27 protein-coding genes and 1 other annotated feature are annotated in these 23,869 nt (G+C 41.9%); of the genes, 2 read left to right on the forward strand and 25 right to left on the reverse strand.

All coding sequences use genetic code 11. From position 1 onward, the window contains the following. Positions 1 to 62: 62 nt before the first annotated feature. From ACJROX_RS20655 to ACJROX_RS20715, 13 genes are all read right to left on the reverse strand, one after another. On the reverse strand, positions 63 to 269 hold the full coding sequence (locus ACJROX_RS20655) for a hypothetical protein (protein WP_408007087.1): 207 nt from the start codon (positions 267 to 269) through the stop codon (positions 63 to 65). Further along, the gene (locus ACJROX_RS20660) at positions 266 to 427 is read right to left on the reverse strand and encodes a hypothetical protein (RefSeq protein WP_408007088.1); all 162 of its coding nucleotides are present in this window, start codon (positions 425 to 427) and stop codon (positions 266 to 268) included. Before ACJROX_RS20660 ends, ACJROX_RS20655 begins: the two co-directional genes overlap by 4 nt. Before the next feature lie 48 nt (positions 428 to 475). Continuing rightward, positions 476 to 634 (reverse strand): hypothetical protein, encoded by a 159-nt coding sequence (locus tag ACJROX_RS20665; RefSeq protein WP_408007089.1) that lies wholly within the window; start codon positions 632 to 634, stop codon positions 476 to 478. A 30-nt stretch (positions 635 to 664) separates the two neighbouring features. Beyond that, entirely contained in the window at positions 665 to 796 is a 132-nt protein-coding gene (locus ACJROX_RS20670; RefSeq protein ID WP_408007090.1) for a hypothetical protein, read from the reverse strand. Positions 797 to 879: 83 nt separating this feature from the next. Next, on the reverse strand, positions 880 to 1,536 hold the full coding sequence (pilM, locus tag ACJROX_RS20675) for a type IV pilus biogenesis protein PilM (RefSeq protein ID WP_408007091.1): 657 nt from the start codon (positions 1,534 to 1,536) through the stop codon (positions 880 to 882). 111 nt (positions 1,537 to 1,647) lie between these two features. Continuing rightward, positions 1,648 to 1,833: a hypothetical protein gene (locus tag ACJROX_RS20680; protein ID WP_408007092.1), complete on the reverse strand. Its 186-nt coding sequence runs from the start codon at positions 1,831 to 1,833 to the stop codon at positions 1,648 to 1,650. Between the two features lie 15 nt (positions 1,834 to 1,848). Further along, on the reverse strand, positions 1,849 to 2,583 hold the full coding sequence (locus tag ACJROX_RS20685; RefSeq protein WP_408007093.1) for a prepilin peptidase: 735 nt from the start codon (positions 2,581 to 2,583) through the stop codon (positions 1,849 to 1,851). A 324-nt stretch (positions 2,584 to 2,907) separates the two neighbouring features. Beyond that, positions 2,908 to 3,072 carry a type IV pilin protein gene (locus ACJROX_RS20690; protein WP_408007094.1) on the reverse strand — a complete coding sequence of 55 codons (165 nt, stop codon included), beginning with the start codon at positions 3,070 to 3,072 and terminating at the stop codon, positions 2,908 to 2,910. A 15-nt stretch (positions 3,073 to 3,087) separates the two neighbouring features. Further along, entirely contained in the window at positions 3,088 to 3,384 is a 297-nt protein-coding gene (locus ACJROX_RS20695; RefSeq protein WP_408007095.1) for a type II secretion system F family protein, read from the reverse strand. Between the two features lie 232 nt (positions 3,385 to 3,616). After that, the gene (locus tag ACJROX_RS20700; RefSeq protein WP_408007096.1) at positions 3,617 to 4,147 is read right to left on the reverse strand and encodes a hypothetical protein; all 531 of its coding nucleotides are present in this window, start codon (positions 4,145 to 4,147) and stop codon (positions 3,617 to 3,619) included. 60 nt (positions 4,148 to 4,207) lie between these two features. After that, a complete protein-coding gene (locus ACJROX_RS20705) occupies positions 4,208 to 5,905 on the reverse strand; it encodes a sensor domain-containing diguanylate cyclase (RefSeq protein WP_408007097.1) in 1,698 nt (565 codons plus the stop codon). Between the two features lie 112 nt (positions 5,906 to 6,017). Further along, a complete protein-coding gene (locus ACJROX_RS20710) occupies positions 6,018 to 7,316 on the reverse strand; it encodes a bifunctional folylpolyglutamate synthase/dihydrofolate synthase (protein WP_408007098.1) in 1,299 nt (432 codons plus the stop codon). Positions 7,317 to 7,377: 61 nt separating this feature from the next. Next, positions 7,378 to 10,026, reverse strand: coding sequence for a valine--tRNA ligase (locus ACJROX_RS20715; RefSeq protein ID WP_408007099.1), 2,649 nt, complete (start codon positions 10,024 to 10,026; stop codon positions 7,378 to 7,380). A 119-nt stretch (positions 10,027 to 10,145) separates the two neighbouring features. Then, positions 10,146 to 10,373 (reverse strand) — a binding site (T-box leader). Positions 10,374 to 10,531: 158 nt separating this feature from the next. Between ACJROX_RS20715 and ACJROX_RS20720 the strand changes: the two genes are divergently transcribed. Then, positions 10,532 to 10,729, forward strand: a complete 198-nt coding sequence (locus tag ACJROX_RS20720) for a hypothetical protein (RefSeq protein WP_225064121.1) — start codon at positions 10,532 to 10,534, stop codon at positions 10,727 to 10,729. Between the two features lie 181 nt (positions 10,730 to 10,910). Here the strand turns inward: ACJROX_RS20720 and ACJROX_RS20725 are convergent, their stop codons facing one another. From ACJROX_RS20725 to hemA, 9 genes are all read right to left on the reverse strand, one after another. After that, complete coding sequence (locus tag ACJROX_RS20725; protein ID WP_408007100.1) at positions 10,911 to 11,912, reverse strand: spore coat protein YsxE; 1,002 nt, start codon at positions 11,910 to 11,912, stop codon at positions 10,911 to 10,913. Beyond that, positions 11,909 to 12,820, reverse strand: a complete 912-nt coding sequence (locus ACJROX_RS20730; protein ID WP_408007101.1) for a hypothetical protein — start codon at positions 12,818 to 12,820, stop codon at positions 11,909 to 11,911. The genes ACJROX_RS20725 and ACJROX_RS20730 overlap by 4 nt, the downstream gene beginning before the upstream one ends. Positions 12,821 to 12,832: 12 nt before the next feature. After that, entirely contained in the window at positions 12,833 to 13,936 is a 1,104-nt protein-coding gene (spoVID, locus tag ACJROX_RS20735; protein WP_408007102.1) for a stage VI sporulation protein D, read from the reverse strand. A gap of 282 nt (positions 13,937 to 14,218) precedes the next feature. Next, entirely contained in the window at positions 14,219 to 15,526 is a 1,308-nt protein-coding gene (gene hemL / locus ACJROX_RS20740; RefSeq protein WP_408007103.1) for a glutamate-1-semialdehyde 2,1-aminomutase, read from the reverse strand. Positions 15,527 to 15,546: 20 nt separating this feature from the next. Further along, complete coding sequence (gene hemB / locus ACJROX_RS20745; RefSeq protein ID WP_408007104.1) at positions 15,547 to 16,524, reverse strand: porphobilinogen synthase; 978 nt, start codon at positions 16,522 to 16,524, stop codon at positions 15,547 to 15,549. Next, a complete protein-coding gene (locus ACJROX_RS20750) occupies positions 16,521 to 17,309 on the reverse strand; it encodes a uroporphyrinogen-III synthase (protein ID WP_408007105.1) in 789 nt (262 codons plus the stop codon). The genes hemB and ACJROX_RS20750 overlap by 4 nt, the downstream gene beginning before the upstream one ends. Next, positions 17,309 to 18,244, reverse strand: coding sequence for a hydroxymethylbilane synthase (hemC, locus tag ACJROX_RS20755; protein WP_408007106.1), 936 nt, complete (start codon positions 18,242 to 18,244; stop codon positions 17,309 to 17,311). Before hemC ends, ACJROX_RS20750 begins: the two co-directional genes overlap by 1 nt. Positions 18,245 to 18,342: 98 nt before the next feature. Beyond that, entirely contained in the window at positions 18,343 to 19,170 is an 828-nt protein-coding gene (locus tag ACJROX_RS20760; protein ID WP_408007107.1) for an inner membrane protein YpjD, read from the reverse strand. Positions 19,171 to 19,197: 27 nt separating this feature from the next. Then, complete coding sequence (gene hemA / locus ACJROX_RS20765) at positions 19,198 to 20,568, reverse strand: glutamyl-tRNA reductase (protein WP_408007108.1); 1,371 nt, start codon at positions 20,566 to 20,568, stop codon at positions 19,198 to 19,200. 267 nt (positions 20,569 to 20,835) lie between these two features. Between hemA and ACJROX_RS20770 the strand changes: the two genes are divergently transcribed. Next, entirely contained in the window at positions 20,836 to 21,300 is a 465-nt protein-coding gene (locus ACJROX_RS20770; protein WP_408007109.1) for a hypothetical protein, read from the forward strand. 49 nt (positions 21,301 to 21,349) lie between these two features. On the opposite strand, the gene ACJROX_RS20775 is transcribed toward ACJROX_RS20770, so the two are convergent. From ACJROX_RS20775 to ACJROX_RS20785, 3 genes are all read right to left on the reverse strand, one after another. Then, entirely contained in the window at positions 21,350 to 22,072 is a 723-nt protein-coding gene (locus ACJROX_RS20775; protein WP_408011718.1) for an amino acid ABC transporter ATP-binding protein, read from the reverse strand. A 32-nt stretch (positions 22,073 to 22,104) separates the two neighbouring features. Next, on the reverse strand, positions 22,105 to 22,764 hold the full coding sequence (locus tag ACJROX_RS20780) for an amino acid ABC transporter permease (protein ID WP_408007110.1): 660 nt from the start codon (positions 22,762 to 22,764) through the stop codon (positions 22,105 to 22,107). Between the two features lie 140 nt (positions 22,765 to 22,904). Next, positions 22,905 to 23,702, reverse strand: coding sequence for a transporter substrate-binding domain-containing protein (locus ACJROX_RS20785; protein ID WP_408007111.1), 798 nt, complete (start codon positions 23,700 to 23,702; stop codon positions 22,905 to 22,907). Positions 23,703 to 23,869: the final 167 nt, after the last annotated feature.

Consider the following 23,869-nt stretch of genomic DNA (forward strand, 5'->3'; position numbering starts at 1 on the left):
CGCTTTCCTGAGATCAAGGACAATCTGATCTGTTTTTTTGCCCTCTGGAGCTGTATGTTGGCTTACTTCTTCATGATCGTCATTTTGTTCGTTTGTCTTTTTTTCAGCGGTTTCAATAAAGGTTTTTTCATCCTCAATCCGGATTTCAACGTATTGATCGGGTCGAGAGAAGGATAGACGATGAATAGGTAGCCTGCAAGCAGAAGCAGAACAGCAATGATGGATAAAAGAGTCGTCAACCTTTTTGGTGAAGGAACGTTCTGCATCATTCTCCCCCTCCTTTTCCAGTGAATATCTCTCGCTGGAAAGAAACTTGGAGGTCAGCAAAAAATTCTTTGCCAGCTTCAGGCGTTTCTTGATTTTGCTCAGAGTCGCGATCGATCACCTCCGCGATTCGCTCATTTTTTGAAACCCGAGCGATTGCCACCTCTGTAATTCCATCAGATTCTAGCAAATCACGTTGATAGGCTGCAATCTAATCTAATTGAGAAAACTTTGTCACGATGGTCAATACACCATTTTCGTTATAGCTGATACTCATAACTGATCCATTTTTCATTGGTCCTATCATTTCATCAATCACTTCAGTTGTAGCAACCCTAGTCGAGATGAGCTGATTCAGTTCCTTGGCCATCTCACGGTTATCTTCGGAACTTGGGTTTTGTTACGCTTCAATCTTGCTGCGGTCGTCTTGAAGTGCCTCCACTTGTTTTTCCACTTCAGAGATTTCCAAAATTGCCAGGACTTTTGAAGTCGTAATACCCACAATTCCTGCAAGGAATATAGCGAGTAGCATACATCATTTTCCGACCTATGGAATCGGAAGTCTTTTTTTACGGGAGTAGATTGATATCAACTTGCATGCCCATCATATCCCTTTCAACCCGAGTCCGACGGTTGTATGAAACATTCTTGGAACCTGGAGGCCTCTCTCAAGAACCACTTTTTCCTCCGGAATTTCAATAAGAGCTTACCAAAATAAGAAGTCGATTGCTTTGAAAATTGTTCCCCTTGAGGATGGTCACCCGTTATGATGAACGCATCGAACGTATTAGACTCTTCAGATAATGAAAATTGATAAAAACTCATGACCCGGTCGATCTCCGTCACAAGTTCATTCCATCTCTCCTCAATATCGAAAGGTGGTGTCATCACACGGTCGATGGAAGCTTCATCAGCAGCTGCAGGTGATAACATCGGGATGTACCGTGTGAAAAGAGGCACATGTCGATGAAAAGCGGTCGCGTTGATCCCCATTCGGTTCAGATGAAGGCATAGATAATGATGATGGTCATCAACCAAATCCAGCTCGTAAAAAAGACGGTAACTTGAGAGTGAGGCTAGTTCGACTTCTACAGGCTTCAACTTCACCTCTTCCAACACGGTTACATACTCTTTCATTACATCCTCTTGAGCTGCAAAAAGGAGATACTCAACCTTTTCTTCCTTTCTCTGAAGCTTATGTACATCGAATATCGGCTTTTCAAATGGTATGTGAATCGATGCTCCAAGCTCTACCTGGATATATCCCTTCAATTCATCGTCCGGGATTGTAGAGGAACAGGTACCTTACGAATAACGGAAATCGAATCAGGTATCACGATCCTGACTTTCTTGCCTTTGATTTTCCATTCCTGTACACACTTGTTAAGCAGTTGGATAAGGAGCTCCGGATTCACAATCTTCCCTTCTTGTATGACCCCGGATGGGATGATTTTCTCCCCAACCTTCTGGACGATCAATGGAGCGGCTTTTCAATTTTACATATCGAATACAATCATCCTGGAATACAAGAAAGATCGGGTATTTCTTTTTAAAAGGTAACCATGTCATGATGAATAAACTCCTTTAGCCTAAATACCAACGTAAAATCGGTTCTCCCCAAAACAACGTCACGATTGCTGCAGCTACAATGAACGGACCGAACGGGATATGCTGTTTCCGTTTGACCTTCTTCGTCGCGAAAAGGCTGATGCCAACGATTGAACCGAAAAGCGATGCCAGAAATAATACGAGCAATATGCTTTTCCAACCGAACATCAAACCCAATAGCGCAAATAGTTTGATGTCACCGCCGCCCATACCGCCCTTACTGATGACAGCAATCAAAAATAACAGGCTGAATCCTATTAAACTACCTATCCAAGCATCCCACCACGGGTCAGTCGGAATCCATACCCGATATAGAATAATGAAAGGTGCAAAAAATAGCAGGATCTTATTCGGAATCAGCATAAAAAAGAGATCACTGACAAAAATGATCAACAAAAGTGAAAGTAAAATGAGACTTCCGAACAGCATCGATGACAAGCCGAATTGATGGTAACTGAACATAAACAGAAGTCCAGTAGTCAATTCGATAACTGGATAGATGACAGAGACCTGTTTTTTGCAATAACGGCATCTCCCTCGTGTGAAGAGATAAGATAAAAGAGGGACTAGATCGATCGGTTTCAACGGTTTAAGACAATGGACACAATGCGAGCCAGGCTGGACGATCGATTTCTTTTTCGGGACCCTCAGGCCGACAACGTTAAAGAATGACCCCATAACTAATCCTAAAATAAAAAAACATATGTACATTTGAATCTACTCCGTTAATGGGATTAACCCTCTCAGACAGAGAGGGTTATGTTCACAATTCTTCACTTATAATTTATTCGGTACTTAAGTTGTCTTCTGCAGTCTCATTAAATTATGGAGTGCCAGTAGAATCATATAGCGTAATGAGAGAAATGTAATTACCTCCATTATTTTCTACTTTCATAAAACTATTACCCTTATACTTCTTATCTTTTCCTGGCTCTTTTGGTACTGCTTTTAAATAGCCATTTGATACTAACTGATTTAGTTTTATCTCCCCATTGCTGGGAGCGCCTTCAGATAACACCATTAATCTAGTTGATTCTATAATTTGCTGAGCTTTGCAACGTGAGCATCTTGTTTTGTATTTTCAATCAGCTTCCCGATCGATGGTACTGCGATCGCAGCATTGATCCCCAGGATGCCGATGGTTGCTAGTAATTCGACTAGCGTAAATCCTCTCTCTGACTTTACCATACTTTCTTTCATTTCATGTCTCTCCCCTTAAAAATTGATATTATCGTACAGATCAAACATCGGTAACACGACTGACAACACAATGACACCAACAACGACGGACAGGATCAAAATTAATATTGGCTCGAGTAACGTTCGAAGACGATCCGTGATATGTTCAACCTCTGCTTCATAGAAACTAGCAATCTTATGCAGCATTTCATCGAGGTTACCCGTTTGTTCTCCGATAGAAATCATATGTAGGACTAAAGGCGGGAATACCCAGCTGTTCTGTATTAGAACCGTCATCGACTTTCCTTCTTCTACAGCATCGATCCGATGCATCCACTATTTTTTATAGACTGTGTTGTTAAGGACATTCTTGGTGATGGACATGGATTGCAGGATGGGGACTGAACTGGTGAATAAGGAACTGAGTGTTCTAGCGTACTCGATAATTAACGTTTTTTGTTAAATCGAGCCTATTATTGGTACTTTCATGTCCAATACCGTTGCTGGTGCAATGTCCGTTCTCACCGCTGTTTCCGTTATCACCATCAGCCATATTATATGTATGTCAGAAATCTTGGAATAACATCCACAGTGTCTCTCCATCCCTTTTTTCAATCAGTACTTCGCCATTCGCGACGGTTTCTTCTGATGTCATCTTATGTTCATAAAAGTAGGGTTCATTGGAGTTTTTCTTTTGGTCTTGATTAAGATCGCCTGCAATCGCTTTAATGACGACCGTATATCCCCCCGTATGATTTTCCAATTGTTCACGAGTCAATTGATTTCCTTCGCTATCTTCTACGTATTGATACAGATCCAGCTTGTTGTCACTAACGTCCATAGTTAATGGGTTATCAAGCGTGTATCGATTCTTAGTGAGATACTCCACTTTTGATAAGTTATCCTGTCGCTTGAAAGTTTCCATGGCACTCACTGATAAATTGACTGCTTGCTTCTGATGGAGGATACGGTTCTCATTCAGAAATAACTTGTTGTACCAACTATAACCGGCAGGAACTAGAATTCCTAGAACCATGATCACCATCAGTACAATTACAAGCGTACTTCCATTATTAGATTTCAAAATCCGATACATATGACCACCCTTAACATCCAAAGCTATGAAAAAAGCATCCGTTTGTTCGAATGCTTTTTCCTATCCGATATAGCTTGCGACTTTATTTCTTCCTTGTTGCTTTGCCCCTGTATACATCGCTCTGTCAGCATTTCTGATCAATGTTAATGGATCTTCCCCTTGTAAAGGAGCAGTCGATACACCAATGCTGACCGTTAGACGGATCCGTTTATTACGCAGGTCTCCAAGGTCATTTTTAATGGTGAAAGGTGTTGTTGAAATGTCTTCCCTGATGGCCTCGGCCAAGTCCAGGCTCTCTGCATGATCCATATTAGGCAGGACGATGACAAATTCCTCTCCTCCATACCTGGCAACAGTACCGTGTTTACCTATGATTTCAACAAGCCTGTCCGCCACCTTGCATAACACGATGTTTCCTGACTGGTGGCCATACGTATCATTGACACGTTTGAAATGATCGATATCCAGCAATATGAGTGAAAAGGGTTTATGTGACTTTTCATAATTCAAGTACATTTTAGATAGAATGTCTTCAAAATATCGGTAATTGTATATATTTGTCAGGTGACACCGCTCACTTTTATTTTTTGTTGCTTCATAATTCTTTGCCTTGTCGATCGCGACTGCAAGATAGTTTGATAATATTTCAAGTATCATAGCATGAGCTTTGTCATAAGCCTTCTTTTGATTCGAAGCAAACGTGATGACACCTACGACCTTATGATTACGGATCATCGGTACGGACAACACTGATTGAGAAGTTATGGGAAGGAACCCTTTTGAATATTTCCGCCATTGATGACGCGCAGTAAACCGTAGACTGTGACCGCTCTCCCGTACCTTCCCGCTTATTCCCTCACCTTTGAACAAGTAAGGAAGATTTAGATTTTGTGCTTTCTTCGACTCATACTTACGAATGACCCTAAGCTGTGTAGTATCCTTGATACCCAAAATGTAAGCATAATCCACTTTCAACATTCTTGTAATCCGATTCAAATAGATATCCAGTATTTCATCCACTTGTAAACTTTCCGTCAATTCTTGACCGATTTTACTTGTAAACTTCAACAGATGATTGATTTTTTGGCTAGAATGATACATATTCATGAATAGTGATATAATGACAAATGGGATACCGACGAATAGAATTGCAGTTGTACCAAGCTGTGAATAAAGAATATAGAAGGTGATCCCTACAGGAAGGATGAAAGATTCCATGAACATTTCCCAGAGGAAATCTTTATCAAACAATGAACTCGATTCTTTGTATATGTATCTTCGTAATAAATAAAGAATGATATGATTAGTAAGGATGGCAGTAAGTGAGTAACCGATAACCGGCAAAATTTTGGGATACTCGTTCATACCCAGTCCGCCGACCTCTCCACCAAGCAAGTAATAAACCAATGCAGCAGACGCAGAGACCATCATGAACATGATGGAACTTGTTCCAATCCGATAAAGAGGATATTTAAGTCGGATCATCGAAGCAACAATCGTAACCTGTACGAGGACTAATTCAACTAATAATCCGAAATGCAGGAATACGGCGAGGGAAATTCCTTGTATCAAGGATATGTTTGTCCCCTTCACATGGATCTGGAACAAAGCGACGACGACCATCATGATCAACATGCCGATGATATCTAACCAATAACCTTCCAACGAAGGTACCGAGAAGGAAAAGAATGACCAAAGTACAATGACCCACGCTAACGTACAGACTATAATGAGAACTTGTTTTGCACCTTTCGCCATGCTTATCCCCCCTTCGCCTTAATCCCATACATCCCACTTGAGTCTAACGTACTATTTAACCTTAATCATATTTTATCAAAAGTTCTCTGGAAATGTAATTAAAATATTCTATTTATTTCATATTTTTCAAAATTTCCCTTGCCATTGATATGAAATACAAGGAACCGGTTATGATCAGGACGTCCTTCCTTTCCATTCGGTCCATTTCTTTCCACAATGCGGTTTCAAAATCTTCCTCTAGGTCTTTCGAATCATAAAGGCATTTATCATATAAAGTTGATGCAGAACTTGCGCGCGGAAAGTCGAACGAGGTAAACATGATGTGATCGATACAATCGTAAAGTTCTGAGAGCATCTCATTGACCGGTTTGTCTGATAATGCACTGAAGATGATTCTTTTTCTACGTTCAGGGTAATGGCTGATCAAGGTTTGCCTCAAACTTGCAATCCCTTCTTTATTGTGAGCGCCATCCAATATGATCAATGGACAATCATACACCTTTTCGAATCGACCTGGCCATTCGGCTTGAAGCAAACCCTCATAAATATGTTTGTGGTGGATTTCAAAGTTTGACTGTTCTTTCAGTACCTCGATCATGGCGATCGCCATTGCTGCATTTTTAACTTGATGGAAGCCGTTCATTTTGATGTGGAGATCTTCATAGGTCCGATTTTGGGTCAAAAGCGTAAACGATTCCCCCTCTTCCAACACCTCATGTCCTTTTATGAAATAATCCTTATTTAGCATGGTGACAGGGATATCTTTCTCCTTCGCCTTTTCTTCAACGACTTGAATTACTTCCGTTTGATCGACACCTGTCACTAAAGGGGCGCCCTTTTTGATGATGCCGCTTTTCTCGTACGCGATTTCTGTTAATGTATTTCCTAAAATCGCTGTGTGGTCATACCCTACATTTGTGATTCCTGTTAGAATCGGTTGGATCACATTTGTCGAGTCTAACCTGCCTCCAAGTCCTGTTTCGAATAGGATGATATCCGCTTTCCGATACCTAGCGAAATAAACGATCGAGAGGATGGTGACTACTTCGAATTCCGTTGGTGTCCCTAAATCAGTAGCAGCTAGCTTTTCCGCTACCGGCCTGACTTCATTGGAAACCATAACAAGTTCTTCATCTGTCATCGGTTCACCGTTATAAGAAATCCGTTCATTGAATCGCTCGATATAAGGGGAGGTGAACGTGCCCACTATATATCCAGACTCTTGTAATATACATCTCAGGTAGGTAAGGGTAGATCCTTTTCCATTGGTCCCTGCAAGATGGATGGACGTCAGTTCTTTTTCCGGATGGCCAAGTTCTTTCAGCATCCATTCCATTCTCAACAGCCCCGGTTTCATACCGAATGCCAGGAGTTCATGAATCCAATGCAATGTCTCTTCATATGTTTTCATTTCCGTTTCTCCTTGTAACTATGAAGAAGACGAATCAATATGATCCGCCTCCCTCACTCGATTAGTTCTTCAATTCTTTGATCCGTTCTTCAACCTTTTGTCGATTATCGAGATACGTTTTTTCTTTTTGCCGTTCTTCTTCAACGACTTTTTCAGGTGCTTTTTTGATGAATCCTTCATTACTCAATTTTTTCTGTACACGCTGAACTTCTGAATCCCATTTCTTATATTCATTTTCCAACCGCTTGATTTCTTCTTCAATATCGATCAATCCTTCTAGCGGCAAGAAGATTTCTACGCCACTTACGATAGAGGTCATAGCCTTTTCTGGAGCCTCAAGTCCAAGTCCCATAGTCAATGGCTCTGGGTTACAGAAACGATCCAGATATAAACGATTTTTCTCAAGCTGATTGAGAACTTCCTCGTTATGGGGCTTCAGCTGGATTTCGATCGGTTTGCTTGGTGGTACGTTCATTTCTGAACGCGTATTACGAACCGAACGGATGATTTCAGTAAGAATCTTCATTTCTTTCGCTGATTCTTCAAAGTGAAGATCTTCACGTATTTCCGGCCAAGATGCGACTGTAATTGAATCGCCCTTATGCGGAATATGCTGCCATATTTCTTCTGTGATGAATGGCATGAATGGGTGAAGCAAACGCAAAGTCTGATCGAGGACATAAGCAAGAACAGATCTGGTCGTTTTCTTTCTTCCTTCATCTTCACCATACAGCGGAAGCTTTGCCATTTCGATATACCAATCACAGAAATCATCCCAGATGAAGTTGTACAGTACTCTGCCAACTTCTCCGAACTCGTACGCATCAATCAATTGCGTAACGGAGTCGATGGTTTCATTCAGACGGGTCAGGATCCATTCATCAGCAAGTGATTTTTCGCCACTCAAATCAATTTCATCCGCTGTCATCCCGTCCATGTTCATCAATGCAAATCGGGAGGCGTTCCAAATCTTGTTCCCGAAATTCCAAGTCGACTCAACCTTCTCCCAGTAAAATCGAAGATCATTTCCTGGTGAACTTCCTGTAGAAAGGAAGAAACGTAATGAGTCAGCACCATATTTATCAATGACATCCATCGGATCAACACCGTTACCGAGTGATTTACTCATCTTGCGTCCTTCAGAATCCCGGACCAATCCGTGGATCAAAACATCTTTAAATGGACGCTCTCCAGTGAATTCAAGACCTTGGAAAATCATGCGCGCAACCCAGAAGAAGATGATATCGTAACCTGTCACTAATACATCTGTTGAATAATAACGTTTGAAATCAGCAGCGTTTTCATCCGGCCAACCCATCGTCGAAAATGGCCAAAGGGCTGAACTGAACCATGTATCAAGTACATCTTCATCTTGATCCCAGTTTTCCAGATCATCAGGTGCTGTACAACCAACGTAAATTTCACCAGTTTCCTTATGGTACCAGGCTGGAATTCGATGTCCCCACCATAATTGACGACTGATACACCAATCACGGATATTTTCAATCCAATGCATATAGGTCTTTTCAAAGCGATTCGGAACGAAATGAACCTTGTTTTCTTCCTTCTGAAGCTGGATTGCTTGATCAGCTAATGGTTGCATTTTTACAAACCATTGTGTTGATAGATAAGGTTCTACAACAGCTCCACTTCTCTCCGAATGTCCTACGGAATGCATGTGCTCTTCAATTTTGAACAGGACTCCTTGATCTTGAAGGTCCTTGACGATCTGCTTTCGACATTCAAAGCGATCCAACCCTTGATAAGGTCCTGCTTCTTCATTCATCGTGCCCCCTTCATCCATGACAAGGATTCTTTGAAGGTTATGTCGGTTTCCGATTTCGAAGTCGTTCGGGTCATGGGCTGGCGTAATTTTGACAGCCCCAGAACCGAATTCCATATCAACATAATCATCCGCTACAATCTCGATTTCACGGTTCGTAATCGGAAGTTTGACCTTTTTACCGATCAAGTCCTTGTATCGTCCATCATTAGGATGGACAGCTACAGCGGTATCTCCAAGCATCGTTTCTGGACGGGTAGTCGCTACCTCAATATGCCCGCTCCCATCCGCTAGTGGGTATTTCATGTGGTAAAGAGCGCCTTGTACGTCCTTGTAAATAACCTCGATGTCTGATAAAGCTGTCTTTGTTTTAGGATCCCAGTTGATGATGTACTCGCCACGGTAAATAAGATCCTTTTCGTACAGAGAAACGAAAACCTCTTTAACCGCGTCCGATAATCCTTCATCAAGCGTGAAACGTTCGCGGGAATAATCGAGGGACAGCCCTAATTTCGACCATTGCATACGGATGAAATCAGCATATTCATGCTTCCATTCCCAAGATACTTCCATGAATTTTTCACGCCCGAGTTCGTATCTGGAAGTGCCTTCTTCCTTCAGTTTTCCTTCTACCTTCGCCTGCGTTGCGATCCCGGCATGATCCATCCCAGGCAACCATAATGCATCGTAGCCCTGCATACGCTTGGTACGGATCATGATATCTTGTAGTGTCGTATCCCAGGCATGCCCTAGGTGTAGTTTACCTGTTACGTTCGGGGGTGGAATTACAATGGTGTACGGCTTCTTGTCCTCACCGCCCTTAGCTTCGAAAAACTTTCCATCCAACCAATACTGATACCATTTTTCTTCAGTCCTTTGTGGATCATATTTGGTCGGCATCGATATTTCTTGTTCTTGCTTAGCCATTTCTTACTCCTCCTTAAAACGTTTTATACATTGCTCCGTTAATAACTTTTTTTGGATAGATTTGTTTATGGACAACTAATTTATCAGTGATATAAAATAAAAAAACCTCTTTCGCATCCTCAAAGGACGAAAGAAGTTCGCGGTACCACCTTTGTTTGCAGCACAAATCACATCAGGCTGCACACCTCAAATCGATAACGGTTTCAAATCCGACTCCTCTTACTTGAATTGGTTCAGAGAAGTTGCTCAAGGGCGACGTTCGACTGCTACCTCCTGAGAAATCTTTCAGCTGATGATTTCCCTCTCTTTAGGTTTCACAATTTACTCTTCCCTATCGAAGCTTATTATTCATATAGGACCTATTAGTAGTATATAGTTTACCTTTTGAATTGTCTTATCGTCAATAGGCTTTCCACAAATTTTCTGTTTTAAACGAAAATGGGTACGGAAAATGGGTACGTGTCATACCATATAGTATACCACTAACAGAGAAAGGAGCACTCTCATGAGGAAACGTCGCGGATTTAACAAATATCGTTTTCAATATCATCTACGACAGTTCCGGAGCATTTGTGAACAATTTGTCTTTCCATTATTGATTTTTCAGGCGATCCGGACCCTCTTATTTCCTTCTGCATTCGATATCATCCTTGTGGTTATCCTTCTAGCGCTCCATTTGGCGATTTATTATGAATTCTGGTGATAGGCACTTAATTTGTCCATAGCGGAATTCCTTTTATTAAACATGTTCTCGGATTTATGGACAAAAAACCGATTTTACATTTTTTTGATGTTATGAACATCTTTTTTTTCAACATTCGGCACGTTCCGACAAACTTATTTATCTTTATAGACACCAAAAAACCCTGCTATAAGCAGAGTTATTAATTTGGTATCGTATGAAGAAATTGATCGGTAAAACGATCGAGTGACTTCATCACATTTAGTTTCCGATCCAATTTGCGGACAAGTTCAAGCTGGGAGATGTCAGAAGAACCTTGGTACATCTGGATTGTCGAGAATACTGGTTCAGGGAACTTCAAATAACTTGCAAGTAAGATCTTTTCTTCCGGCAGCAGGGGGAGATGGGATTCATAACGCCCCAGCCACTCCAATGCCATATGCTCACTCCATTCAGGGTACTGTGCTGCGGTCCTGAAAAAATACGCCAAGTCCCTAACCGGAGTATCCAATATCGCCCGCTCAAAATTTATGAGGCTTCCCTCGCCAAGTTGGTCCTGGACGACATGCCCTCGGAACGGACGGCCATGGCATAAGACGCTTCGATAGCGTTTATGCTCTTCACAGCCTTTATACCATTCTGAGACCTTTTGTTTCGCCTCTTCGGCAATCCGCATCATTTTATGGAACTGAGAAAGATATCGAAGTTCAAACGGAGAAATATACGTTTGCCGCTCGGCTAGTTCCGTGAACCTCTCCATTTCAAGCTGCCGTTGTTCAAAACGTTTTGCTAGTCCGTTGAATGAATCCTTGATCACTTCTTCAGAAAATGACTGTGCTTTTACCGTATTGGCATGTAGTTTTCCGAGCTCATCAATAATGAAATCCTCATACGGGAAGTTCGACCGTGAGTCATTTTCATACCACTTGGTCACATAAAAATAGCGGTTCTTCGCAATTACATATGGGTCACCATATTTGGTCATGGTCAATGGGACGACATGGTCGTATCCAATCTCATTAAGACGATCCATACAATGCAAAAACCAATCCATTTGCTCTTTGTTCATTGCCGTTTCTTTGAGAGCGAAAGTCCCCCGTTTTGTCGTGATACGCTGAACTCGACCATAAGACTCGATCTTTTCAGGGAACAGATCATAATAATATAGGATGATGCCGTCTACTGACATTGATGCCGCCTTCATCGTACCACCTTCTTTGCCCTGTGTTCTATCCAGCGACAAACTTCTTCAACGAGGGTCCGATTCGATTCCCATTCCCTTTCAAACTGATCCAAAATTTCACTAGCAGATTGACCATCTGTGGATTCGAGCCGTTGCACACACCTCTGGACTTCTCGCGGTGCAATTAGATCAGCAGCCAACAATTGGTCATAGCCGCCTTCAAGAGGGAAGTGATCATGAATGGCATCCAATAATTTATACATAGATTGTGTATCAGTGGCTAATCGCCAATCTGAAAGAAAATCGCATAGACCGTGCATGCTGCGTTCAGGAGGTTCATTACCACCTTGCCAAAACAACCTTCCATGGACACGCTTCCCCTGATAAGTCAGGATAGAAGGCTCCAAGGATGGGATTTTCAAATGTCTATATCGATTTCTGATCGTTTCAACGGTCCTGAGTCGTCTCTTCGCCTCAGGTAAGCTTCGGTTAAGGATCGGCATGTTCAGGTCTGAGCGATCCAGACCATATTGCTGCACCATTTGCTCCCTTGTTTCAGAAAAATCCTCGTTTTCATACACGGGGTGTTCAATACCCTGGGCCAATAATTTCCCAAGTAACATGCCCCATGTTTGTTCATGGTTATGCTTCGGATAAGGTTCATACCGCTCATCATGGAGGGTCAGGAATTGGTCTTCAAAAGGGAGGAACCAGTTCGCATCCAATGTCCGTATCATACGGTCTGTCAACACTGTATTGCTCTCCAGTCGCTCCCTCCAATTAAAATGCCAGGTCATTGTCCTCTCATCTGTCCAAACACGAACTCTTTTCGTACCAGCATCAGTTTCAAGAACTTCATTCTTATGTTTCCAATGTAATGGCTTTAATGGGTAGTGTTTTTCGATGAGCTCCAATATATCCATGCTCATAACGACACCATCCTATCGTGCGGAGACTGGTATATATAAAATTTGTCCTTCTTCAATCTCTTCGGTCTCTAGACGATTGACCCGCATAAGTTGACTTGCCGGGACATCATATCTTCCAGCGATTGAATCCAATGAATCTCCTGCTTGGATGATACACATTTTCATTTTCGTAAGCTCTTCATCATCCCTTGTCAGCATTTTTGTTAAATAAAGAGCGTTCTCTTCACGCGGCGGACGGTTGGAGGTGCTCTCTACTTCCCCTTGTTCTTCATATTCTTCTTCAGATTCTTCCTCGTGGTAATACGCATCGTCATTTTCTTCATACTCATACTCTTCCGTGCGATAAAGTTCTTCCTCTTCGTACTCATCCTCGTAATCAGCAGTATCCGAGTTCCGCATATCACTGAGGTGGCCATATGCGTCAGAATCGTAACGCTCTTCATTTCTGCTTAAAAATTCTACTTGAGGCTCTCTTCTTATGGCCTTATACTCCGTTTCTTCTTCGTGATCGTAATTTTCAGGAGATCGGCGTGATTCGAACTCTAAAATTGGAAATGGATTCGATCCACCTTCATATAATTCATGATCGTCCTTGTCATCTTCTTCACGAGTCACATAAACTTCATCATTCTGGTAAACTAATTCTTGTTCCTCGAACTCTTCACTGGCAGATCCTTGATTTTCATAAACACCCGATACACTGATGGCAGCAGAAACTTCAAGACACGAAGGAGTCGGCATTTCATAATCAAAATTATCAACGGTGACGAAAAGGTCATCCTTATTAAGAACGCGATTTTTTGGCAGGGTGATATCAACCGGGAAACGGTGGTCCAATTTCACTACATCATCGGAAACATCATTCAATTGGGAAAATGAACGATAACCAAGGAAGGTAGATTCCTCTGAAGTATTCTCTTCCTCAGATTGATCCGCACACCTGTATTCACCCGTTAAGCAGAGATGGCCTTTGATACAAATCTGATCATCCACCTCTTCAACCGTAACTTCCGGATTCAAATCTACCGTGTAAAATTCCTCAACCTCCTGTCCCTTATTGAGCCATACTGATTCCTCTATTGAAAACTCTAACTTAGACTGATTGCGCTCCGTCAAAGCAAGCTCCCCCTCTCAACACAATTATTCCTATACAATACAGGTGTATGTCTGAGCCAAGATTTTATACCTAAAAATGAAATGGAGAAGCGTGATTGGAAAGATTTGTCCCTTTGATTTTTCAATTAAGTGAATAGGTGAAAAAGGAGGAACTCATGAGAGCTTAAGAAACCCTTGATTGCTAGTCTCTTAAATCTATTGACATGGACAGGAATGCGAAAATTCCAGGGGAAAAAAGCAGGCAAGATATCACGGATATCCTGCCTGCTGTATTTTTAGTATTTACTTTTTCAGAAATTCCGCGACTGCTTTAAAGGCATTTTCGCTTGCTTGAATCGTACGTTCGATATCTTTATCTGAGTGTTTTGTAGATAAGAATAAACCCTCATACTGCGAAGGAGGAATCGAGATACCTTGATTGATCATCGACTTAAAGTAGACGGTGAATGCTTCAAGATCCGATGAACTAGCTGTTTCATAGTTGATGACTTCATTGTCAGTGAAGAACAGTCCTATCATTGAACCAGCACGGTTGATATGATGTGGAATTCCGTATTTTTTTGCAGTTTCTGAAAGACCCTGTTCTAGACGATCTGCTTTTTTTCCAAATTCGGTATAAGAGTCTTCTGTCAATTGACGTAGAGTTTCGTAGCCGGCAGTCATCGCCAATGGATTTCCTGATAGCGTTCCAGCCTGGTAGATCGGTCCGCTGGGTGCAATTTGATCCATAATTTCTTTTTTACCTCCATACGCTCCAACTGGAAGACCGCCACCAATTACCTTTCCGAGGCAGGTCAAATCAGGTGTCACATCAAAATGGCCTTGCGCACATTGATAACCGACACGGAATCCAGTCATCACTTCATCAAAAATCAATAGGGTTCCGTGGTCCGTGGTGATTTCTCGTAAGAATTCCAAGAAACCATCTTTAGGAGGAACAACGCCCATATTCCCTGCTACAGGTTCAACGATAACCCCAGCGATATCATCACCGTATTGCTCAAAAGCATATCTTACGCTTTCTTGATCATTGTAAGGGACTGTAATCGTATTCTGTGCAATCGACTCAGGTACACCCGGGCTATCCGGCAATCCGAGTGTTGCTACTCCAGAGCCAGCCTTGATGAGGAGGGAATCTCCATGGCCATGGTAACAGCCTTCAAATTTCAAAATTTTATTTCGACCTGTATAGCCGCGTGCAAGACGTAGGGCACTCATCGTCGCTTCGGTTCCTGAGTTCACCATTCTTACTACGTCAATAGATGGAACCCGTTCAATCACCAATTCAGCCAATTTCGTCTCCATTTCATGTGGAGCACCGAAGCTCGTTCCTAACTCAGTCGCTTTTTTCAATGCTTCCACAACATGATCGTCGGCATGACCGAGGATCAAAGGTCCCCAGCTCAACACATAATCGATGTATTCATTATCATCCAAGTCATAGATTTTCGAACCTTTTCCGCGTTTCATATAAATTGGATCCATATCAACAGACTTGAAGGCACGAACCGGACTGTTCACTCCTCCTGGCATAAGTGGTGTCGCTTTAGAAAATGCTTCCTTTGATTTTTCGAATGTACGATTATTCATCTTAACACCCTTCCTATCAATTATCTTTCATCAATGTATCGCGCTGCGTCTTTTGCAAAATAGGTGATGATCAAGTCTGCGCCTGCCCGCTTCATTCCTGTAAGTTTTTCAAGTACAATTTCTTTTTCATCGATCCAGCCATTTTGTGAAGCTGCTTTGATCATCGAGTACTCACCGCTGACATTGTAAGCTACAAGAGGAAGCGGGAAACGATCCTTCAATTCTCTTAGAATATCGAGATATGCGAGGGCTGGCTTGACCATTAAAAAGTCTGCCCCTTCTTCATAATCCGATTGAGCTTCGCGTATCGCTTCGAGACGATTAGACGGGTCCATCTGATAGGTTTTACGGTCACCGAACTGTGGTGAACTATGTGCAGCATCACGGAATGGACCGTAGAATGAAGACGCATATTTGACTGCATAGGACATGATCGGGATATCTTCAAAGCCGGCTTCATCTAGTCCTGCACGTATGGCTGCCACGAAACCATCCATCATATTGGAGGGTGCAATGATATCCGCTCCAGCCCTGGCTTGTGAAATCGCTGTCTGTGTCAACAATTCTAACGACTGGTCATTCAATACATCACCCTCATGGATGACACCGCAATGGCCGTGATCTGTGTACTGACAGAGGCATGTATCTGCAATCACTGTCAATGAAGGACCGTTTTCCTTGATAAAAGCGATGGAGCGTTGTACGATTCCATTTGCTTCGTAAGCAGAAGTACCACGTTCATCTTTGTGCTTTGGTACCCCGAAAACGATAACGGATTGAAGACCCACGCCTGTAATCTCATCGAGTTCTTCGTGGAGACGATCCAAGGAATAATGGAAAACGCCAGGCATTGAACTGACCTCTTCTTTCACCCCTTCACCTTCTACAATAAATAGCGGGTAAATCATATCTTCTTTTCGTAAAAATGTTTCGCGTACAAGTGAACGCATACTTGCTGTCCTTCTTAATCGGCGATGTCGTTGAAAAGCATTGTTCATCGTCGTTCCTCCTTTTCCAAATAAGACTCGATCGAAGCAACCAAGCCTTCAGTTGTATATTCGTCTGCGACAATATCTGCAGTTACTCCATATCCTTTAAGTGTTTCAGCTGTAATCGGTCCGATACAAGCCCATATCCAATCCTTCAGGATGACCTTTTCTTCTGCCAATCGAAAGAAAAAATGAACGGTTGATGAACTAGTGAAAGTAAGTATATCAATATCATTACTTCTTAACGTCTGTTGTAAATCTTCTCGAATATCAAAATTCGGCACGGTTTCATAGGCGATGACGGCTTCGACGTTCCTTCCCGCTTCACCCAGTTTATCAATAATGATGCTTCGAGCTAGATTCCCATGTGGAAGCAAGATTCGGTCCTCATTTTTCGTATGATTGATGAATTCATCTATAAAAATCTCTGCTACAAATTTTGAAGGAACAAAGTCGACCTCTATGCCGAACCTTTCTAAAAGCTCCACGGTTTTCTTCCCTATCGCCGCTATTTTCAGTGTGTGCAGAAGATCAAACGAACGTCCTTCTTTCTCAATTTGATTCATGAAAAACCGGACCGTGTTCTGACTTGTAAAAACGACCCACTGGAATTGTTCAATCTCGTGGATCGCTCTTCTTAATGCTGTATTATCATCTGGAGTCTGAAAAGTAAGAAGGGGAATCACGACAGCCTCCCCTCCTCTTTGTTCAATTGAATGGACAAGCGGAAGAGCCTGTTCTTCAGATCTTGTTATCAATATTTTATGACCTGAATACGGCAATGCTTTATCCATTACTGATCAAGCTCCTTTTTTACTTGATCTAAAATATCCTTGGCACCCCGTTCACCGAGTCTCTTAGCTAGGTCGACGCCGATTTCTTCCGGATTGATGCCTTGAATGGTATCTTTAATGATCGTTTTTCCCTCTGGTGTTGAAACGAACCCTGTCAGGGTAATGGCTCTTGAGTCCTGTTCCAGTTCTGCAAGTCCGCCGATCGGTACCTGGCATCCACCTTCAAGTGTACGTAAGAACGCTCTCTCAGCACGAACTGTATCGAAGGTATCAGGACAATTGATTTTTTCCAACCAATCTTTCAATTCGTGATCACTTTCTCGGCATTCGATGGCAAGAGAACCTTGCCCGACAGCAGGGATACAAACATCCTTTTCCAAATATTCAGTGACCACGTCATCTGACCATCCCATACGCTTCAACCCAGCAGCTGCTAACACAATGGCATCGTAATCTTCATTCTGAAGCTTCGCAAGCCTTGTATCAATGTTTCCACGTATCCATTTTATAGACAGATCCGGACGTTTCGCAAGCAATTGTGCTCCTCTTCTCAAACTGCTCGTTCCTACGATTGCACCCTCTGGTAATTTTTCAAAAGGAACATGATTCTCTGAAATGAGAGCATCGCGATAATCCTCCCTCGGTGGCGTGCAAGCTAATTCAAGTCCTTCCGGAAGAACGGATGGCATGTCTTTCATACTGTGGACAGCGAAATCAATCTCTTTATCCATCATCGCTTGTTCAATTTCCTTGACGAATAGACCTTTCCCTCCGACTTTTGAAAGGGTGACGTTCAAGATCTGATCTCCCTTTGTTACAATCTCTTTGATTTTAAACTCGAATGGTGCCCCCGCTTTTTTCAATTGATCGATTACCCAACGTGTTTGGGTGAGAGCAAGTTTACTTCTTCGAGAACCGATGACGATCTTGCGCATAATTGACCTCCAGACATAGATTCAAATTTCTGACGGTGCCAGGCATGGCAGTTTGGCCCTTGTGCATCAAGCGTTTCAGAAAAGTGTCAGGCACTTTTCTAGTACCATAGATGAAACTCCGTAAGCGTGGCAGCTAAAAAGTAATTGATAAGGATGATGAGAAGACCGGCGACATTCCAATAGGCCAGCTGCCTCCCGTACGCCTCTTTCCCTACCTTCAGATACAAATAGATTCCGTATACGGATAAAACAATAAACGAACTGATCACTTTTGCATCGACTAAGATCGCTAGTGTCATGTATACTTTATACCCATAAATCAAGCCTAATACCAGGCTAAGAAATAGGATCGGGACACCGATCATATTCAATATGAAAGGCAACCTTTCAAGACGTGTAAGACTTTCGAAACGCCATAACCGTTTCCCCACTTTTTTCTTTTTCAACATGTTGTATTGCACCAGATACATGATCGATAGAATACTTGAAACCGTGAAAGCGCCATACGCTATGAATGCCATTGTAATATGTATGATCGCTAATTCGTTGATCAGTTGATTTGAAAATGCTTCAGAAACCTGATTGTTCGGAGCAAACCAACTGACAGCCATGAGAATGAATCCGATGATATTCGTAAAAAACACGAAGAAATGTACTCTGAAAAACCAGTTGATCAAAAGTGAAAGCGTTACAATAACCCAGGAATAAAAAAATAACCCTTCCGTAGGCGTGAGTATCGGAAAACGGTTGGCTTCAAAAATCCGTAATATTAAAACGAATGATTGCAATACCCAGACAATAGAAAGCAACCAGAAGGCAATTCGGTTCGCCTTCCGGTTGTTTTGCAGGAAATCCATGAAATATCCTAATACACTGAGTGCGTATAAAATGATTGTTATATCGTAAACCCACCTGATACTACTCACGATACAACTCCTCTCCTGGGAGCAAGACTAATTTGTCGCTGGGTTGGAGATAGTTTGAAATGACTTCTCTCCTTCTGCCTCAGGCAACTTTTGTTCGCGAGCAAGACGCTCCTCTTTTAATACATGTTCCAACTCTTCTTCAATTCCGAACAGCTGTGTGAAAAGCTCCAGTTGCTTATTGGAATCAGGTTCAGCTGCCAACTCTTTCACGCGCGTGATCGGATCACGAAGCAGTTGGTTGATGATGCTTTTTGTATGTTTACTTAGTACTTTCCGTTCACGATCCGTGAGATCAGGCATTTTGCGTTCGATGCTTTTCATCGTTTCAGCCTGAATGGAAAGTGCCTTTTGTCTTAATGCCGTGATGACAGGAACTACTCCGAGGGTATTGATCCAGTTTAAAAATGCAAGCAGTTCTTCTTCAATAAGGACACGGATCTTAGCAGCTTCTTCTTGTCGCTCAGCTAAGTTCGCCTCGACGATTCCTTCTAGGTCATCAATGTCATATAAGAAGACACCTTCAAGGTCTTGCAAATCTGGAGATAGGTCTCTAGGTACCGCGATGTCCATCATGAACAACGGTCTCCCTTTACGTTTCTTCAAAACTGGTGCAACGTTGGCCTTCGAAAGTACGAACTCAGTTGAACCAGTAGAACTGATCACAATATCCGCTTTCTTCAACGAAGATTCCAGCTCTTCCATAGTAGAAGCTTGTCCATTAAAACGGGCTGCTACTTCCTGAGCTTTTGAATATGTCCGATTAAGAACGGTAATTTGATCGACTCCGTTACTGCATAGGTGTTTTGCAGTTAGTTCACCCATCTTTCCGGCACCGATGATCAATACATTCTTTCCCTCAAGTCCATCGAATATTTTTTTAGCTAGTTCGACTGCAGCATAGCTCACAGAAACTGCATTCTCTCCGATTTCAGTTTCGGAATGAGAGCGCTTTGCCAATGTGATCGCCTTTTTGAACAGCTCGTTGAACACAGTACCAGTTGTCCCGATTTGTTGTGCAGTGAAAAAGCTTGAACGCACTTGTCCAAGGATTTGGGTTTCACCTAGAATCATCGAGTCCAGTCCGCAAACAACCTTGAATAGATGCTCGATGGCATCCTCACGTTCACGAATTTGTAAATATGGGTTCAACAAGTCCTTATCTAATGAAAACCAATTCGCTAAGAATGATTTAATATAATATCGCCCTGTATGCAACTGATCAGCGACGGCGTAAATTTCAGTACGGTTGCAGGTCGATACGATTACACATTCCAGTATGCTTTTCGTGTTTCTAAGTGACTGCAAAGCCAGCTCCATTTCGCCAGGTTGAAAAGATACCTTTTCACGTATTTCAACCGGAGCTGTCTTATGATTCAGCCCAACTTTTAAAATGTGCATCGTTCGTCACCCCCTGTATTTATGTAAATAGAGATAAATAAATTCCCAATAGCATTATAGCATGTACAGTCCAGCATTATTCGAAACAAATGTGAACAGTGTTTGAAAGTCTTATGGTATGATTTTTAGTAGATAAAATTAGTATACCCTTAAAACCAAAATTTAGTATTTCATAGTATTATCAAGGCTTCGTACACATCTAATGTACCAAATTTCCAAGATTTTCGCAAAAGAACAGCAAGATGTAAGCTCTGTGAGGAGGAGATTATGAAACAAGGTATTTTTCCAGGAACATTGATCGCAGGTTTGGGTGTCTATTTTTTATCAAAGCAATGGTCTGTTCCATTTATTAGTGAAGTTGATGCCTTACCTGCATTCTTATTGATCATCGGAATAGGGTTCCTTTTACAAAAGAATGAACCTTACGCTCTGTTTTCCGGTGTGGTCATTTGCGGGATCGCAGTCCATTACTATGCAAGCGGGAATATCACAAATTGGCCAGCTTTATGGATCGTCTATTTCCTTAGTATCGGCATAGGATTTTTACTACAATATAACAGAACAAAGCAGAGCGGGTTATGGATCGGTGCAGCCTTGACTATCCTTTCCCTGATTGCACTGTTTTCAACCAATACAACTGGAATTATCAGTACGATCGTCAATTATACTGAACAATTTTGGGCAGTAATCCTCATTGTGATCGGGTTTTATTTGATGAAACGAAACAAGTGAGTATTAATTAAAAAAAGGTGTGACCTCTCTTCGGGTCACACCTTTTGCTTTAGAGTATGGAACTTAAGAAATCTTTTGTACGCTGTTCTTTTGGATTGTTGAAAAGTTCTTGTGGATGGCCGCGTTCCACGATTCGTCCATCATGCATATAAAAGACCCAGTCACCTACTTCACGTGCGAAGCCCATTTCATGGGTGACGACGACCATCGTCATTCCTTCCCTCGCCAATTGTTTCATTGTTGATAAAACTTCCCCGACAAGTTCAGGGTCTAATGCAGACGTAGGCTCATCGAACAGCATGATGTCTGGCTTCATCGCTAATGCCCTTGCAATGGCGACCCGTTGTTTCTGCCCGCCAGAAAGCTTTGATGGATAGACATCCGCTTTTTCAGCCAGCCCTACTTTTTCGAGTAATTCTTTCGCTTCATTCTCAGCTTGGGATCTGTTCATCCCTTTCACCATGAGTGGTGCTTCCATGACGTTTTCAAGCACTGTTTTATGAGGAAACAGATTGAAGTGCTGGAATACCATCCCGATTCGTTCACGAACTTTATTCAAATTATCTTTATTAGGGTCAATTTCTTTTCCTTCTACGATAATTTTCCCACCGTTTTTGATTTCTAAGAAATTCAGGCATCTGAGCAGGGTACTTTTCCCTGATCCACTTGCCCCTATTAAAACGACAACGTCATTTTCTTGGACTTCCATATCAATATCTTTCAGTACATGCAGATCACCGAAACTCTTGTTCAGCTTTTCTATTTTGATCATTTCTCGTTTTTCACTCAATATTATTCACTCCCTTAATCACTTGCAGATAGCTTTTTCTCCATCAAGCTGACAATAGCTGTTAGTAAGAAGACAAGAATCAGATAGTAAACAGCTACGATCAATAAATAGGTCATAGAATCGAAGTTATTCGAACCAGCTGTTGTAGCAACATTGAATAACTCATACATACCGATGAAGGCTGCTAATGAGGAGTCTTTCAATCCAATGATGAACTGATTACCGAGTGGAGGCAACGCTCTTCGGAACGCTTGTGGAAGAATGATTCTACGCATCGTCAGAGCAGTCGTCATACCTAATGAACGCCCGGCTTCCATTTGACCTTTGTCGATCGATTGAATCGTACCTCGAAAGATTTCTGCTATATAGGCACCGTTGTGAAAGGCGAGTGCTAATGTTGCCGACCAGAACCCTGAAATATTATACTCTGATAGCCCGAAATAAAAAATGAAGATTTGGACGATCAGCGGTGTTCCGCGGACAATATAAATATAAACATTTGCAATTGCTTCTAATACTTTGATCTTAGAAATCTTCAATAATGCAAAGAAAAGACCTATGAATATTGCAATTAAAATAGAAACCGCCGTTACTTGAAGGGTTAGAAGCATCCCTTTGAGAAAGACAGGATAACTATCAATGAACGTTTCAAAAAAATGCGGAAAACTTGGCAAGGTGTATCATCTCCTTAAAGCACCGATATCAAGTTGATATGATTAATGGATTATGGCCTTTGGAAAAGTTATGCAATAGGAAATATAAGAAACAAATGTGCGCAATGGTGCGCACATTCGTCATTTTCTTTCCAATAAATTTATTCACCTTCAGGATCCGATGTAATGTCATCCCCAAAGTATTTTTCACTTAGCTTTTTCAATGTACCATCTTCTCTAAGCTTCTCTAAAGCTGCATTGATATCTTCAAGAAGTATTTCATTATCTTTTGCAACAGCGATTGCTTGCTCACTTCGTCCTATAAGTTCTTTACCTTCGATATTGAAATCATTCCCGATTGCTTCTTTACCAGTTACGAAGTCAGTGATGACCGCATCGTGCTTCCCTTCACTCAAGGCTTCTAGTGCTGTCACGTCACTGTCATAGATTTTGATATTATCCGTCACTTCTTCCGCTGATTTTGCATATGTTGAACCTTTTGAAACTGCAATTTCCTTATCTTTCAAATCATCTTTTGTTTCGATATCACTATCTGGCCGAGTGAAAATTTGGGGACCGGAATAATAATATGGAATCGAGAAATCTACATGCTCAGCACGTTCAGGTGTGATTGTATGACTCGCCACCGCAGCATCGAACCGACCTGTCTTTACCCCTTCAACGATACTCGCGAACTTGAATTTCTGTGGACTAGGTTCCAATCCTAATTCTTTAGCAACTGCTTCAGCTACTTCGATATCAAATCCAGACATTTCACCATTTGCATCGGTTGAACTGAAAGGCTTGAATTCACCCGAGGAAGCGAAAGTAAACTTGCCATCTTCCTTGAGATCGTATTCCCCATTTGCTCCCCCTCCATCTTCTGAACCGCCTCCACAGGCTGCCAGAAGCATAGAAAACGATAAGATCATGACTGCCCATAAGCCAACTTTTCTCATTCTGTTTTGACCCTCTTTCTGTAGAATTTTTGGATACTACTTACGAGAGAAACATACAGTGGTAAACAGTCCATAAAACGATCCCATTCTTTTTCTAAGAGTATGAAGATGAGACATTCTATCTATCAGCCTACTCCACATACCCTACATTTCTCTCCACCACTGTA

Source organism: Pseudalkalibacillus sp. A8, from assembly GCF_045920555.1.
Lineage (GTDB): Bacteria > Bacillota > Bacilli > Bacillales > Fictibacillaceae > Pseudalkalibacillus.

What these genes read in the sequence shown, in the direction of transcription:
- ACJROX_RS20655 (WP_408007087.1), bottom strand. Translation starts at nt 269, where the DNA reads ATGATGCAGAACGTTCCTTCACCAAAAAGGTTGACGACTCTTTTATCC.
- ACJROX_RS20665 (WP_408007089.1), bottom strand. Translation starts at nt 634, where the DNA reads ATGGCCAAGGAACTGAATCAGCTCATCTCGACTAGGGTTGCTACAACT.
- ACJROX_RS20670 (WP_408007090.1), bottom strand. Translation starts at nt 796, where the DNA reads ATGCTACTCGCTATATTCCTTGCAGGAATTGTGGGTATTACGACTTCA.
- ACJROX_RS20680 (WP_408007092.1), bottom strand. Translation starts at nt 1,833, where the DNA reads ATGACATGGTTACCTTTTAAAAAGAAATACCCGATCTTTCTTGTATTC.
- ACJROX_RS20685 (WP_408007093.1), bottom strand. Translation starts at nt 2,583, where the DNA reads ATGTACATATGTTTTTTTATTTTAGGATTAGTTATGGGGTCATTCTTT.
- ACJROX_RS20690 (WP_408007094.1), bottom strand. Translation starts at nt 3,072, where the DNA reads ATGAAAGAAAGTATGGTAAAGTCAGAGAGAGGATTTACGCTAGTCGAA.
- ACJROX_RS20695 (WP_408007095.1), bottom strand. Translation starts at nt 3,384, where the DNA reads ATGCATCGGATCGATGCTGTAGAAGAAGGAAAGTCGATGACGGTTCTA.
- ACJROX_RS20700 (WP_408007096.1), bottom strand. Translation starts at nt 4,147, where the DNA reads ATGTATCGGATTTTGAAATCTAATAATGGAAGTACGCTTGTAATTGTA.
- ACJROX_RS20705 (WP_408007097.1), bottom strand. Translation starts at nt 5,905, where the DNA reads ATGGCGAAAGGTGCAAAACAAGTTCTCATTATAGTCTGTACGTTAGCG.
- ACJROX_RS20710 (WP_408007098.1), bottom strand. Translation starts at nt 7,316, where the DNA reads ATGAAAACATATGAAGAGACATTGCATTGGATTCATGAACTCCTGGCA.
- ACJROX_RS20715 (WP_408007099.1), bottom strand. Translation starts at nt 10,026, where the DNA reads ATGGCTAAGCAAGAACAAGAAATATCGATGCCGACCAAATATGATCCA.
- ACJROX_RS20720 (WP_225064121.1), top strand. Translation starts at nt 10,532, where the DNA reads ATGAGGAAACGTCGCGGATTTAACAAATATCGTTTTCAATATCATCTA.
- ACJROX_RS20725 (WP_408007100.1), bottom strand. Translation starts at nt 11,912, where the DNA reads ATGAAGGCGGCATCAATGTCAGTAGACGGCATCATCCTATATTATTAT.
- ACJROX_RS20730 (WP_408007101.1), bottom strand. Translation starts at nt 12,820, where the DNA reads ATGAGCATGGATATATTGGAGCTCATCGAAAAACACTACCCATTAAAG.
- hemL (WP_408007103.1), bottom strand. Translation starts at nt 15,526, where the DNA reads ATGAATAATCGTACATTCGAAAAATCAAAGGAAGCATTTTCTAAAGCG.
- hemB (WP_408007104.1), bottom strand. Translation starts at nt 16,524, where the DNA reads ATGAACAATGCTTTTCAACGACATCGCCGATTAAGAAGGACAGCAAGT.
- ACJROX_RS20750 (WP_408007105.1), bottom strand. Translation starts at nt 17,309, where the DNA reads ATGGATAAAGCATTGCCGTATTCAGGTCATAAAATATTGATAACAAGA.
- hemC (WP_408007106.1), bottom strand. Translation starts at nt 18,244, where the DNA reads ATGCGCAAGATCGTCATCGGTTCTCGAAGAAGTAAACTTGCTCTCACC.
- hemA (WP_408007108.1), bottom strand. Translation starts at nt 20,568, where the DNA reads ATGCACATTTTAAAAGTTGGGCTGAATCATAAGACAGCTCCGGTTGAA.
- ACJROX_RS20770 (WP_408007109.1), top strand. Translation starts at nt 20,836, where the DNA reads ATGAAACAAGGTATTTTTCCAGGAACATTGATCGCAGGTTTGGGTGTC.
- ACJROX_RS20775 (WP_408011718.1), bottom strand. Translation starts at nt 22,072, where the DNA reads ATGATCAAAATAGAAAAGCTGAACAAGAGTTTCGGTGATCTGCATGTA.
- ACJROX_RS20785 (WP_408007111.1), bottom strand. Translation starts at nt 23,702, where the DNA reads ATGAGAAAAGTTGGCTTATGGGCAGTCATGATCTTATCGTTTTCTATG.